The sequence below is a fragment of the Candidatus Palauibacter australiensis genome (assembly GCA_026705295.1).
GTDB lineage: Bacteria > Gemmatimonadota > Gemmatimonadetes > Palauibacterales > Palauibacteraceae > Palauibacter > Palauibacter australiensis.
The window spans coordinates 33,270-47,309 of record JAPPBA010000096.1; the positions used below are offsets into that span (position 1 = coordinate 33,270).

12 protein-coding genes are annotated in these 14,040 nt (G+C 63.0%); 2 read left to right on the forward strand and 10 right to left on the reverse strand.

Annotation, left to right across the window (positions count from 1 at the left end):
- Window positions 1–61: 61 nt before the first annotated feature.
- Entirely contained in the window at window positions 62–919 is an 858-nt protein-coding gene (locus OXN85_07420) for an ABC transporter six-transmembrane domain-containing protein (GenBank protein ID MCY3599784.1), read from the forward strand.
- Between the two features lie 23 nt (window positions 920–942).
- Here OXN85_07420 and OXN85_07425 read toward each other — a convergent pair whose 3' ends face one another.
- The 9 genes from OXN85_07425 to OXN85_07465 all read right to left on the reverse strand — a co-directional run bounded on the left by OXN85_07425 (window position 943) and on the right by OXN85_07465 (window position 12,440).
- Window positions 943–2,406 (reverse strand): amidohydrolase family protein, encoded by a 1,464-nt coding sequence (locus tag OXN85_07425; protein ID MCY3599785.1) that lies wholly within the window; start codon window positions 2,404–2,406, stop codon window positions 943–945.
- A 4-nt stretch (window positions 2,407–2,410) separates the two neighbouring features.
- Window positions 2,411–3,610, reverse strand: a complete 1,200-nt coding sequence (locus OXN85_07430; protein MCY3599786.1) for a DUF819 family protein — start codon at window positions 3,608–3,610, stop codon at window positions 2,411–2,413.
- 19 nt (window positions 3,611–3,629) lie between these two features.
- Window positions 3,630–4,454, reverse strand: coding sequence for a pyrroline-5-carboxylate reductase (gene proC / locus OXN85_07435; protein MCY3599787.1), 825 nt, complete (start codon window positions 4,452–4,454; stop codon window positions 3,630–3,632).
- A 679-nt stretch (window positions 4,455–5,133) separates the two neighbouring features.
- Entirely contained in the window at window positions 5,134–5,418 is a 285-nt protein-coding gene (locus OXN85_07440) for a helix-turn-helix domain-containing protein (GenBank protein ID MCY3599788.1), read from the reverse strand.
- On the reverse strand, window positions 5,415–5,753 hold the full coding sequence (locus OXN85_07445) for a type II toxin-antitoxin system RelE/ParE family toxin (protein ID MCY3599789.1): 339 nt from the start codon (window positions 5,751–5,753) through the stop codon (window positions 5,415–5,417). The genes OXN85_07440 and OXN85_07445 overlap by 4 nt, the downstream gene beginning before the upstream one ends.
- A gap of 138 nt (window positions 5,754–5,891) precedes the next feature.
- On the reverse strand, window positions 5,892–6,905 hold the full coding sequence (locus tag OXN85_07450; GenBank protein ID MCY3599790.1) for a site-specific DNA-methyltransferase: 1,014 nt from the start codon (window positions 6,903–6,905) through the stop codon (window positions 5,892–5,894).
- Window positions 6,906–8,273: 1,368 nt separating this feature from the next.
- Window positions 8,274–8,645: a hypothetical protein gene (locus OXN85_07455; protein MCY3599791.1), complete on the reverse strand. Its 372-nt coding sequence runs from the start codon at window positions 8,643–8,645 to the stop codon at window positions 8,274–8,276.
- Between the two features lie 8 nt (window positions 8,646–8,653).
- The gene (locus OXN85_07460) at window positions 8,654–10,636 is read right to left on the reverse strand and encodes an AAA family ATPase (GenBank protein MCY3599792.1); all 1,983 of its coding nucleotides are present in this window, start codon (window positions 10,634–10,636) and stop codon (window positions 8,654–8,656) included.
- Between the two features lie 205 nt (window positions 10,637–10,841).
- Window positions 10,842–12,440, reverse strand: a complete 1,599-nt coding sequence (locus OXN85_07465) for a DEAD/DEAH box helicase family protein (protein ID MCY3599793.1) — start codon at window positions 12,438–12,440, stop codon at window positions 10,842–10,844.
- Between the two features lie 42 nt (window positions 12,441–12,482).
- Between OXN85_07465 and OXN85_07470 the strand changes: the two genes are divergently transcribed.
- Window positions 12,483–12,836 (forward strand): hypothetical protein, encoded by a 354-nt coding sequence (locus tag OXN85_07470; protein MCY3599794.1) that lies wholly within the window; start codon window positions 12,483–12,485, stop codon window positions 12,834–12,836.
- 449 nt (window positions 12,837–13,285) lie between these two features.
- Here the strand turns inward: OXN85_07470 and OXN85_07475 are convergent.
- Window positions 13,286–14,040, reverse strand: a 755-nt coding sequence (locus OXN85_07475) for a hypothetical protein (GenBank protein ID MCY3599795.1), incomplete at its 5' end; no start/stop codon positions are given.

Here is a 14,040-nt window from a genome sequence, read left to right on the forward strand (position 1 = left end):
GGCGCGATTGGGGCGCAGAGAATACACCGCGGCCCGACGCCGCCGACAGAAGAGAGGGTTCATGCACATGCTCCTGAAGCGTTTCGCCGGACGCCTCACCCTCACGCTGTCGATGGTGGTGCTGGAGTCCGCGGGCTGGCTGCTCTTTCCGCTCATCATCGGCCGCGCCATCGATGGCGTCCTCGCGGGCTCGACGCGGGGCCTGTACGAACTCGCCGGACTCGGGATCGGGACGATCTTCATCGCGATCGGCCGCCGGGTCGTCGACAGCCGCGCCTACGCCGGCATCTACGTCCGGCTGGGCGAGGAGATGGTCGCCTCCGCCGACGAGCGCAGCACCTCGACCCGGACGGCGCGGCTCGGGATGCTCCGGGAGATCGTGGAGTTCTTCGAGCACTCCCTCCCCCAGCTCATCACGAGCACCATCGGGCTCGCCGGCACCATCGTGATCCTCTCGACGCTGAACGCTTCGGTGTTCCTGGGATGCGTCGTCGTCGCCATCGCCACGGGCATCCTGTACGCGCTCACGGGAAGGTTGACGACGCGCTACAACGAGGGGCTCAACGATGAGCACGAACGACAGGTCGACGCCGTCGACAGCGGCGATCCCGTCCGCCTCGGCGAGCACCTGCGCGCCATGACGCGGTGGAACATCCGACTCTCCGACCTCGAGGCCGGCACCTTCGGCATCAACTGGGTGCTGATGATGGGTCTGCTGGTATTCGCGGTCGGCATCTCGGCGGAGCGCACCGTCGAGTACGGGGCCGTGTTCGCCATCGTCATGTACGTCTTCCAGTTCGTGGAATCGCTGATGGCCCTCCCCTTCTACTACCAGCAGTGGTTGCGGCTGCGGGAGATCTCGGGCCGGCTGGCACGCGTCGGCGCCGAGGCCGGCGTCGAGGCCGGCGCCACCGCGTGAGCGGGTGCCACCGACTGCCGGGCTCAGTCGCGGCGAATGGCCTGGCCGGGGAGGGCGGTCTCGATGAGTTCCGCGTCGCGGACCACGAAGGTGCCTGCGACGAGCACGTGCTCGATCCCGGATGACGGCTCCGTGGGCGACTGGAAGGTCGCGTTGTCGATGACCGTAGCGGGGTCGAAGACGGTGATGTCGGCGTCCGCCCCGACCCGGATCCGGCCCTTATTCGCCATCTGCGGCACATAGGCGTCGAGCCGCTGCGCCGGCATCAGCGTCATCTTCCGTAGCGCGTCCATGAGGGTGAGGAGGCCCTCCTCGCGCACGTAGCGGCCGAGCACGCGGGCGAAGGTGCCGGCCCCGCGCGGGTGTCCCTGGCCGTTGACGAAGGGGACGCCGTCGCTCGCCACCATCACGGCGGGGTGGGCCAGCGCCAGTTCGAACATCTCCTGAGGGATGATGTGCGCGATGATCCGGCCACCGGTCTCCCGCCGCTCGTTGAATGTGTCCTCCGTCAGCCGTTCGCCGGTCGCATCCCACTCGATGTCGCCGAAGTCGCCCCCAAGCCGCTCCCGCCAGCCCGGGTCGAAGATCGCGGCCCGGATGTCGGTGGAGGCCGCGGTGTAGGGATAGACCTCTGTCGTCACGTCCAGCCCGCTCGCCTGCGCCCCCTCGATCATGCTCAGGAGCGTGGGCACCTGCCCGAGGCCGCTCGATCCGATGTGCACGATGTGGACCCCGGCCCCGGTCGACGCCGCGTTCGCGATCATCTCGTGCACGGCCTCGATCGAGCTCCCGGGTTCGACGAGTCCGGCGTAGCGGACGTGGACGAAGTTCGCCACGCCTTCTTCCGCCGCGAGTTGGAACAGCCGGTGGATCTCCTCGCGCCGGGCCCCGGGCGTGTACTGGATGCCGAAGCCGAGGCCGAGCGCTCCGCGTCCCAGTTCGTCGCGCAGCCGGTCCTCCATCACCACGACCTGCTCGAGGTCGGCCGCGAGCCGGACCGCTTGCCGCTGCCCGCCGAGGGCGAGTCGGCGGGCCGCCCCATGCGAGGCCGTGGCGCCGTAGTGGATGGCGGCCTTCCCTTCGCGGCTCGCGTACCATTCGTCCACGTCGCCGGTGCCGCTCTCCAGTTCGAGCGCGGTGGTGACTCCGTCCTGCGCCTGCAACTGGCTCGAGAAGAGGTCCTGGCCGTGGGCGTGGAGGTCGATGAACCCGGGCGCGACGACGAGACCGGAAACATCGACCACCGTCTCGCCGTCCAGCGGAGACTCGGAAATCGCGGTGATCGTCCCGTCGCGGATGCCGACGTGACGCACGGCGTCGAGACCGGATTCGGGATCCATCACGCGCCCGCCCGCGAGGACAAGGTCGTAGCTCTGGGCGGCCGTCCCGGAGGCGGTCGAGGTGAGGGCCGAGACGACGGCGGCGGCGATGGCGGTCAGCGTTCGGAACCGCATGGGGAAGGCCCTCCGTTCGAGGATCCGCGTCATGCGATCATCCGAGCAACGACGGGAGCACGCGAGCGACCCAAAGTCCGAGGAAGGTGCCCACGGCGTTGCCGAGAGACCCGATCAGAACGGCCGGGAGCACGAGGTCGCCGCGCCCGAGGCTGCGCGCCAGTGCGAGCGCGGAGGTGCCGCCGCCCACGTTGGCCTGCGACGCCACGGCCGCGATGTCCACGTCCAGCCGGAGAAGTCGGGCCGCGCCGAAGGTGATGAACCCGTGCACGACGATGATCGTGAAGGTGAAGACGAGGAGCGCCAGGCCGAGCGGGCCGATGTCGGCGAGCGCCCGCACGTCGCAGTGGGCGCCGATCACGCATAGGAAGAGGTAGACGGAGAACAGGCCCAGCGTCCGGCTGCCGGCGAGATCCGTGATGGCCCGGAACTGGGCGAGGATGAGAGCGATCACCGTGAGGATCAGGATGTCGGGGATCGGGAACCCCATGGCCGCGGTCCACGCCTCCAGCCGCTGGGAAGCCCACAGCGTCCCGAAACCGATCGCGAGGACGAGGGCGAGGTCGACCGGATGCACGCGCTCGGTGTCCTCGTCGACTCCGAGGTCCGGGGCCCGGTCGGCGGAACCCGGCGCCGTGTCGGCCGGCCCGCCGCCCCAGCGGGACTTCGGCCAGTGCGGCCGCAGCCAGCGGGGAATCGCGATCGTCGCGGCCATCCACACGGTCGTCATGATCGAGTCCACGGCCGACGCGCCGCCGAACAACACGCCCTCGCGCATGACGTCGTATCTGAGCGCGACCGCGTTGAAGTTCACGCTGCCGCCCGTGTAGGTGCCCGTGAACATCCCCCCCAGCGGCCCGAACAGGGGACCGATCCGCTCCGGCCCGTCCACGAGGGCCATGCCCGCGATCACGCCGGCCACGGTCCCCAGCGATCCGATGAGGAAGAGCGTGATGATCGGCAGTCCGGCGCGGAGGATGTCGCGCAGGTTGACCTTGAGGAGGAGCCACACGATCGCGAGCGGGGCAACGGTACGGAAAATCGCGTCGTAGGCCGGTACCGGGTTCGTATCGGTCGAGGAGGTCGGAAGCAGACCGAAGTTCGCGATGATCGCGGTGAAGATGATGACCATCAGCGCGGTGCCGCCGTGCCGCAGGAAGCTCCGGCGCACGAGCCATTCCGTCCCGGCGATGACGAGGCACAGGACGGCGACGATGTAGAGCGTCTGCGCGGTCACGGCGGGACCCGGTCAGTCATCAGTCATCGGCATAGAGCGACTCCGCCTTCACGGCGGAGGTCGTGATCCCCTTGATGAAGGCGGAGGAGAAGCCGCGGTGCTCCATCTCGTTGAGACCGGCGATCGTGCAGCCGCGCGGCGTCGTCACGCTGTCGATCTCGCGCTCGGGGTGGCGGCCCTGGTCACGGACGAGGGCCGCGGCGCCGAGCGCGGTCTGGGCCGCCATCCGGAGCGCCTCGTCGGGGTGGAAGCCGATCTCGATGCCGCCCTGGCAGGCGGCGCGCACCGCCCGCAGGAAGAACGCCACGCCGCAGGCGCAGAGGGCCGTGGCGGGGACCATGTGCTCCTCCTCCACGACGAGCGTGGCACCGACGGCCCGGAACAACGCCGCCACCCGGTCGAGCGCCCCGGCGTGGTCGGGCTCCGCCGCGAGACACGTCATCGACTCGCGCAGGGCGACCGCCGTGTTGGGCATGGCGCGAACGATCGCCACGTCGGGGCCCACGTGCCGGCGGATCGCCGCGATCGACGCCCCCGAGACGACGGACACCAGGAGGTGGCGCCCGGCCTCCACGTGCGGGGCGATCTCCATCAGCACCGCGTCGAGGGCCTGTGGCTGGACCGCGACGATCACCGTGTCGCAGGCGGCCACCGCGCCCGGATTGTCGGACGACACCGGGAACCCCCGTCCCGCGAGATCCGCCACCCTCTCCGTGTGGCGGCGCGTGACGTGGACCTCCGCCGGAGCGTGCGAGCCCGCGGCCACGAGCCCCTCGGCGATGGCGCGCCCGATATTCCCCGCGCCGAGGATGGCGACGCTGGCGGACGATGTCGGGTGGCGCATATCGGAGCCTCTTCGCGTGTTTCGCAAGTGTGGTCCGCGCGGGACCGGTTGCGGCCGAGCCTGGCAGCCCGTGACGGCGCGAGGCGCATTGTCGCCCGAGGGCCGCACGACCCGCAAGGCGTTGCCGCCCGAGCGGCGCGGTCGATGTCGCCCGGAGATGTCGCCGGAGATATCGCCGGACCCGGCCGGCCCGGCGACATTGGTGTATCCCCGCAGAAAACGGAGGCCGGAAGATGGATCGTCGGATGGTCGAATACGAAGCGAAGAAGCAGACGCCGCTCGTGGCGTACATTCTCCTCGTGGTGTTCGGCGTCGTGGGCGCCCACAACTTCTATCTCGGACGACGCGGACAGGCGCTGGCCCAGCGGGTCGCCAAAGGTCTGAATCCCGGCAGGAAATCTTCTAACTACTTACAGGGCTGCACGATCTGCGTTTCCTGCCATTGTACTGGATCTTGCTGGAACGAGTTGCCAGAGCGGGAAAATCGGGCGTCAATGGCGGGAGTAGTAGCGCCTGATTTGGACGCCGAATCGAGATCAGCGGGGTGCTCGTTCATGGCTTTGCAATCCACATCGACCTACGAATCCGCACCCGATCCCTCATCCAGCCACCAAGAAGCAATGGGCTCACCCGCAGGCCTCACGCTTTCCCAAGGACGGGGTACGACCGGCTCTGCCACTCACGGCGACGGCACCAGTGCATGCCTCACCGCGTTCGGATCGTGCTTGATAATGCGCAGAAGCGCCGCTGCCGGACCGCTCACGCGGCGTCTCCCCTGCTCCCACTTTCGGTAGCCGGAAAGGCTCATTCCCATCAGGGCCGCCATTTGCGTCTGCGTCAGCTTCGCCTCCATCCGAACCTCGCGGGGCGAGATCGGGGTGTGAACGATGGCGGGACCCTCGCCCTTCTCATGGTCCAAAGCCTCGTTCAACGACTGGATCAGGTCTTCTCCGAACGTGCTCATTTGCTCTGCTTTCCTTGGAGCTTGATGGCGGCCACGAGCGCGGCCACCGCTCGGCGCTCGCTGGGGCTCAAATCGGTCTTGTCGGACTTCGAGTAGGCGAGAAGCGCGTAGATCGGCACTCCTTCGCCCCCGAAGAAATAGATCACGCGGACGCCGCCCCGCTTACCGCGCCCGGAGGCTCCGAATCGCATTTTTCGGACCCCGCCCGTGCCGGGAATCTCGTCGCCCGCCAAGGGATGCTCGGCCAAGTAGTCGATCAGGTTGCGTCTCTCGTCCTCGGTGAACAGCTTGTCGGCCTGACGAGAGAATGTTGGAGTCTCGGCGACGGTCTGCATGGGAACATGGTAACCCAATGGGGTATCCGTGGCAAGCTCGGAAGCCCCGCCCCACACTCCCTCTTCGCCGAGAACGCAGCGGGGCCAATTCCTCCCCGACTCCACGTCGGGCACCGGCTCGGACTGCTGACAGAGCGACTAACCGTCTTCTTCTCCCCCAGCCGGTGGCGGCGACGTCGGCGGATCTTTCGGACTCCTCCTCCTCCCACCGTCCTCTACCAATGGATCAGCTGGCGTCCCAACCCAGAGAGCATCCGGTCGCGAGACCTTGTAATGGCTCACTCTGTTTTGCTCTTCCGCATTCCTCCGTTCGGTCTGTCCTGCCTCGAAACGTCCCTTCGCCCCTTCCAGGTACTCCTCGATAGATTCAACGCACGTCCATCTCCGCTTGAGCCGTTCGCACACAGCTCCGCTCACGCAACTGCCAGCAAAGGGATCCAAGACCGCGTCACCTTCATCGGTCAGCATACGTACAAAAAACTCTGGAAGTTCGTCGGGAAATCGCGCCGGGTGGGGCCTAATCCCTCGCTCTCGGCAGTATCTTAGGTAGTAGCTGTTACTAGCGCTGTTGGCGATAGCAATCAGGTTTGGCGGAATTGCCGCTCCGTTGTCGCGCTCGAACTTCGTGCTGATATCATGTCCTGACGGTCGGCGCTTCGCCCTGTATCCGTTCTTCAACAAGTACTTCATACTGTCGCTGTATGGCACCAACACCCTTCGATTCGTTGCTTTTGGCCAGGGCGTTGGAGCCAACCAGTACACTGAATTAACCGCATCTTTTACGCGAACCCTCCGGATGTTGACCCACTCCGCAGGAGTCGGTAGACGCGACGGATTCCACCAGTAGAACTCTTGGGCGACGTGAAACCCCACGTCCTCGCAGAGCATCACCAACAGCTTGAAATGATACAAGCTGCGCGTTGGTTGTCCCTTCTTCCATGCCCCGCCAATATCTACTACTAGACTGCCCGACTCCTTAAGTAGGCGTTTGAACTCCCTTCCAAACGGCTCAAACCATTCGACGTATCGGTCGGCATCCTCGTTTCCGTAATCCTTCTTCCTCACTAACCCGAACGGCGGACTCGTGACGATCAAGTCGTAACTCTTGTCTGCTAGTGACTTCATATACCGCAGGGAGTCGCCAAGTACCATTCGGCCATGCTTCGTGTGGCAAAACACCCTCGGCTCTTGCTCTAACATTTCATCACGTGTCATGGTCGCTATCCGCTTCCGTGTTCTTGGAATCACCGTCCCGCCCCCTCAACCCCCATCGTCCGCGTCCCAATGCGATCAGGCGATTGGACGGCACGATTTGTAGAGTGGATCGGACTCCCCGCACCGCCCGTATAGCCTTCCGAAGTCTGCCCGTTGAAAGGGGCGCACCTGCTCGTACTAGCGCTTCGACGGCGAGATCTTCGATGTTGCGGCGTTCCTGTTCGGCCGCAGGCGAACCACGAATCGCCCATACAAGTCTGTTCAGTGAAATCACCTTCTTGGAGTCCCTCAAGAAGGCCTCCACCGTGTATTCGTCGATTCCGTCTTGGGGGAATCTCAAGCGATCCGACAGGGACCGCACTATCTCCGAACAATGCCATTGGCGATTGGGGTCCGTTGTGAGTAGGTCCTCGGCTGCTCGCCGTAACTCTCTGCCCTGTACCTGCGTAAGATTGAAGTGCCTTCGGGAACCATAGCGGCGTCGCGAAAACTGATATACGTCGGGTTGTCGCAGAGCGTTTCGTAATCCACTCGTCACGGTCTTCAAGCTTCTCCCGTTGAGGCCCACTCGTGCGCGATATCTTTCGCAGATGGCCGGCATCGCCAGCGGCGCGGGGGCCTCGAAGAGTATTACGCGAAGGATCGTCCTATAGTCACGCCCCAAGCCTAAGAGAACTTCCTCGGAGGAATCTGGATCGAAACCGTATTGTGCAGACTCGTTAACGATCCTGACCAAGTCTTGGGCGAGATCGCCAGCTCCCTTCTGGCGAGCCGTCGCATTCACGAGCAGGCTAACGTCTTGCCGTGTGAGCCGCGATGATCCGAACCCGGCAACTATGTCCGTGCTTTCCCGGCATAGAGCCTTCCAGTGTCGTTCCGACAACCGAGTAACGATGTGCCGGACATCCCATCGCCATACGTGAAGCGTGTTGACGGACCAAGTGCGGATCAGGTGACCGGTGAGAGACGGGTTATCGTCAATCCCGCGAAACCAGTGATCCTCAGTGTCCAACATCTCCAGGAAGGCAGGTTGCCGTCGGTCGGCCAAAGCCACACCGAGTTTCGCGAGTAGAGTCACACGGAGATGCTTCGCCTCCCCGATTCGCCTAGTGGCTCTTGCCACAATCTGTCGGATGCGCTCTCGGCTGACGCCGAAATCGCGAGCTATCGCCTCCAGCGTGGACCCGTCACCCTCTCGCGGAAACCGCTTTGCGAGGACCATCCGATCGCGCTCGTCCAATCGTTCCAACCCCGCCGCGAGGATCTCGCGTATCGCCGTTCGACGTCGAGGCTGCTCAACGGAACTCATTTCTCGGCACCAATGACTTCATTCAAGATGCCCGCTAGGTGGACCGGTCCTTGCACCAAGCGTCGGCGCAACTCCTCGAGTCCCCACTCCGCCAAGCGCTGACACGTCTCGTACACCGGCTCGTCAGTCGTCGATGTTCGGAGGGCCAACACTGCTTGATAGATCGTATCGTCCGGATCGAAGGTTCCCCTGTTGAACATCGTCTGTCGTTCGCCCTTGGCACGAGCTCCCTCTTCTCCAGACGCCAGCGCAAGCGCTAGAGCGAATCGATAGGCATCCAGTTTATCTTGAAACAGTCCTGCCTCTTGGAGTTGCCGCAAGGTCTCCGCCGCTTCTAAGCTCACGCTTAGCGTGGTTGGTTCTTTCAACGTATCTCTCACAGCTTTCGAATCCTTGATCTGGACGACGTTATACGTTCAATTTCGTATCTTGCCCCTACACGAGATGCAACCGGTGAAAGGCCGCCCTCTTTCGACACTTCGCCTTCATGTACCAGCAACACAACTTGCGACGCCATCACGGGTAGGTACTGGAGCACGTTGTGGCGGTGTCGCGGATCCAGTCTACCCAAAGGAGTATCCATCAAGATCGGGCCAGCCCGCTGCCCAGTACGATTCAGGCCGTGAATCAGAGCTAGTGCCACGATTTGCTCGGCTCCGGCACTCTTCTGCGGTATCTTGCGTCCTTTTCTGTCTACAATGGACAATCCGTATACGTCATTGATCTCTAGCTTCTCAAACGACTTATCCGTAGTGAGTTCCAGAAATGCCTCGGTGGCAGATCGTTCTACCGAAGCTCGTAGGCGATCACGGAGACGGTCGACGCCTTTCCTAAAAACAGATTCGAGCGTACCGTAAATCCTATAGAGACGGGCACGGTCCTCCTCGCGGCCACCAGACACTCCGCGGCTTATGATCTCCGCACGCCTTTTTTGCGCCACCTGGGCGTGCTTGATGGCTTCCGCTCCCTCCCTGACCTTTTGTTCCACTTGGCCCAAGAGTTTAACCTGTCGATCCCGTAGCGTGCGTACCCGCGCTATCTCACGCGTATCCACTCCTCGTATCTGCTCTTCGAGATCCTGCTTTCTGTTCTCAAGTCGCGTCTGTTGCACCGCGAGACCACCGAGCTCGCCTGCTGCGGCAGTCAGTCCTTCCCTGGCACCTCGATGAATCACGGTCCCAAGCTGCTTGATGCGCAAGCCCACTACGCCGAGGTGACTCGCGACATCCTCGGTGGCATCCTCACGCTCCTTTAGGGTAGTTAGTCTCTTTCCAACGCTACGCGCTCCCTCTTCGGATACGGGCTGCACGCAAATCGGGCACACGCCAGAATCTAAGAGGCTGTTCAGCTGCTCCACTTCGTGCCGCCTAGCCCCCTGTTCCGACAATGCAGCCTGAAGTTTTTCTCGTTCCTGTCGTAATCGATCGATCTCCCTCTGCAATTGAGGGGTTAGCATCTCCCGCCATGCCTCGCTTGCGTGTCCTAGCCGCTCTTGCTCCAGACTTGTCATGCGATCCTGCAAGTCGTTCAACTCTTGTGACACTCGGTCGATATCCCTCTTTGCTTCTTCGGCTCGCGCTGTACGCTCCAAGCGCCGGTCATATCCCGAGATTTCCTGCTGTAGCTCCGCCTTCTGTTTTTCTAACGCCCGCTGATCACGGCGCAGACTGTCCAAATCGGCATCCGCTACCTCGTACTCCTTGCTCAGTGCCTCTAGCCCGCTCCTCTGCTTGGCGAGCTTTGCAAGTTCTGCCGACGCCTCCTTACTCAGGCCTGTCAGATCGTCCCGCCCGTTAATGAGAGCCGGTACGCCTAGTGCCTGTTCAACAGCGTTCCGGATCCGGTTCCCTTGCTCGCTATCTTCGATCAATAGCTCTTCGTACTCGGCGAGCAATTCGGCATCAAACAGAAAGAAGCGGGCCGTTTGTCTTGGGGCGATCCGACTCAACTGGCCTTCGATCGCATCAAAAGGCAGCACGGTAGGTCCCCGTCGCAAGAACAAAGTCTGTGTATAATCACGGTTCTTCGTAGGTCGATTGACGCCCGGTGCCAATCGCATCGACCGACCTAGCTCATAGTCCACGCCGTCGTACTCAAACGTCGCCGTCACTCCGAACTCGTGATTCCCCTCGTCGGCGGAATCCATATTCGCAATATCGCAGTAGGCGCGGGGTTTGCGATTCCGATCGAGGACCTCGCCGTAAAACACCCACCGTACCGCGTTTAGCAAACTAGTCTTACCTCGCATATTATCGCCGAAAACCACGAGGACGTTGTGATCGCCATCGGCGGGGAAGCGCAACGTCTGTTCGCCGTAAAACGGGAGAAAGTTGGTGACAGTCAACCGGCGGAGTCTCATTGGGCTGTACCTTTAGCCACGCGGTCTTTTTGTCTCATCAGTTCTTGGCCTACCACTTCGCGAAGTCTGTCGTGGACTGATGTCCGATCGTCTGAGAACCGAGAGTCATACTCAATCGCGAAACACGATTGCACCAATGCCTCACTGACAGGATGCTTTGATTGGCGGTTCAATTCGAGCAGAACCTGCAACGCTTCAGGATGGCTCACTCGTCCTCCTCATGCTCAATTGTCTCCACTGATTCCAAATCGACGTTACACTGCGCGGCCATTCTCTTCGCAGCTACGATCGCAGACTGGTTCCGGGCAGAGAGTGCGAACTCAAGCGCTCGTGCAAGTTCCGCTTGGGCCAACGCCCGCTGATCTTCGTCAGTGAATGGCGGAGGCACGACGAGCGCGTCATGGATGACCGCATGGAACTTGTCAGGTGCTCTTCTCAGTACGCGGCCTCGACGTTGAATAAATTGGCGTGGATTCTGCGACGAAGCAAGAATCAACGCATGCGTTGCGACGGGGATATCAACTCCCTCGTCCAAGCAGCGCACCGATAGCAGCACACCACCCGCGGCGCAGAACCAATCAAGGGTGGCCTCCGGATCCCCTTCCATTGCGTAGTGGTATTCCGCCGCCTGGATTCCGTGCGCAGCTATGGCATCTCGTAGCTTTGTGAGCTGATCGAGGTCTTCGCAGTAGACGAGCCACCGTTGGCCGCTCTCAAGACGATCGACCAGTACTTGCGTGGCCAAGGGGATCTTCCCCACCGCCTTCTTTCCGATACGGGACCGCTTGATCAGCAAGAGACGGATGTGTTCCGGCACCTGAGTATCGCCGTTCGAGGTTGGGACGCCGGCAATGGCTCGGGCGATGCGCGTCGTAAGAACTGCCCATTGGGCTGCTTCGTCATCGGTCAATGACACTGTGTGGGGGTAATACTCATACGGCACAAGGCGACCTGCCTTGATTGCGTCCGACAGAGTGAAGGGTGGTGGGACAACACCTTGGAAATAGTCCATTAGAAGCTGCGTGCCAAAGGGATCGCCAAACCGGCGTGGGGTAGCACTCAGCCCCAAGCGACGATCCGCGTCCAGATTGAGCAGCTCGGCATGCTTGGTGCTGCCGGCTTGATGGACTTCGTCCACCACCAGAAGTAGGCGGTCTCGCGGAAGAACGCGATGTCGAAAAGCAGACTTAGCCGCGGTTTGCAGCGTCGCTAGGACAATCCGCGGGCCCAAGGCGTCGTTTGCCATCGTGAACCGCTCCAGTCTCTCCGCGTTGCGCCACGAGTCGTGACCTCCGCCAACGCGAAGGACTGTAGCTTGGGGAAGGCACTCCTGTAACTCCCTGCTCCATTGCCGTTGCAGTGTTCGGCTGGGAACCACTACGATGGCCACGCCAGCAGGAGAGATATGGCGCTCGATAGCAAGGATAGCGGTGTAGGTCTTTCCACTCCCTGTGGCGTGTTCGAGGATGCCGCGATACCCCCGTCGTTCCCATTCGTCGAGGGCGGCGGCTTGGTGTGGAAACGGAGTCCGGGATACTCCTTGACGGCGTTGGGGCAGCTCTAGATCGGCAACGTCACCACGAGCAACCGTCAATAGTCTCTGCTTGACGGCATCGGGAAACTCAAAGACCTGGAGATCGGTGACCAATCCGACCCACAACCGCTCAAAATAGCCAGCATGATTACTTACACGGTGAGTTTCGGTCCCGCCTTTCCACGAACAAAAAACCTCGAACGACTCGAAGTTTCCGCTCCTATGCCAACCCTGCCATGTCTCGTTTGAAGAGCCGCGAAACGTCACCATGCGTCGGTGTTGATCTCGGAACACACCTAGTTTCTCGTGATAGTGTCCCGTCTCGACGGGTCGAATCGCGACCTTCAGATCAAGAGCGCCGACCGCGACCAACGTCGCGAGGACTTCGGCGTGCGGACGCAGCTCGCGCAGGCTCAGGAGTTCTTCGACCTGGACCGTCAGTCGGTCATGAGCTATGTCAATCCGCTCACGGTACCCCACGCGCAATGCATCGATGTCCTCTCCTGTCAGATCAGGGCAGCATACGACGCGGAGTCGGCCGCCACGCCGGACGAAATCCAGAACCTCAGATCTAGCGAGTTCGAAAACGGTGGACCGGAAGAAACCGACGGCGCGATCATACCTGGTCGCGCGGCGAAGGCAAGGCACAAAGAAGGCTCCGACTAGATCCATCTCGCCAGTGCGGTAGTCCAACTCCAGCTCAAGAGTGGACAGGCCTTCGTTGAAGTCACCGGTACCAACCGGCGCCTCGGGACCCTTCCAGAGAGCTTGAGACGATTCGTGAATCAGCTGGTGAGTCTCCCTTCTACGTGGTCCGGTTCAGCCGCTGGTTGGGGTCGGCGGACCATCGTCGTCAACGGCGTGGACGGGGTCGCGCGCGCAAGGGCTCTGGAAGCGCGTCGCGGGCCAGCACCGAGGGCGCGTGATTCACCGTTCCCTGCGCACCGAGGTGGGCGGGGCGAATGGCCAACTCGGCATGTCTTCTGCGGTCGAGCGGGGTGCCGCACGATCCGCTCGGGCAGGGTCTTCATGGCGTCTCTCCTCGCGTCAGAACGATCAGTCAATATAACGCCGTCGACCTCGAAAACACCCGGCTTGATGCCAACATCAAGGGGTTATCGCTCGAACCCTCCCCCGCCACGCTCGGGGCCTCGGGGCCGGGGCTGCCGGGGCGGAATACGGGTCACGCTCCGGCCGCGCTCCCGCCCCCATGCCCCTTCGCGCTCCTTCGTCTCCCCCGACGCCCGTCCGTACCGCTCCGCGTCCCGCAGCCCTCTTCGGTAGCCCTCGCGCACCTTCCGCTCGATCTGGCGGGCGCTTTCACCGTGTGCTTTCCCCAGCGCGGCCCGCTCGCCCTTGTGGTACCGGTCGAGATCCTCGCGCCAGCCCTCGACCAGATCCTCCCGGCCCCGGACCGCTCCGACCAGTTCCCGCAGCGAGCGATCGAGCCGCCAGATCCGGAGTCGGCCGCGCAGTGTGCGGCTCTCCCGGTCGAGCCTCTGTCGGTTGTCCTCCTGCCGCTTGTGCAGCTCGGCCCATTCCTTCCGCGCTCGGGTCTCCAGCCGCCAGAACCCGAGCCAGCGCCCGTCCTCGACCTTCTCCCAAGCCTGGGCCTCGGCACGTCGCCAGGCCTCCATGTCGACGCGCTCCTCGTCGACCGGCTTCCTCGCCCGCCGCGCCCGCCTTGGAAGCATCCCCTCGCGGCGGTATCGCGCCCAGTGACGCGGCCGGTCCCATATGGGGCGAAGCACCTCCTCGCCCGCCCGCCGCCGCTCGTTGTTCTTGACCCGCCTCTCGACCCTGATCCGGCCCTGCTCCCGCTCGTAGCCCTCGGCCCAGCGCGACAGCCGGAGCTTGCTGTTTCCGAGCT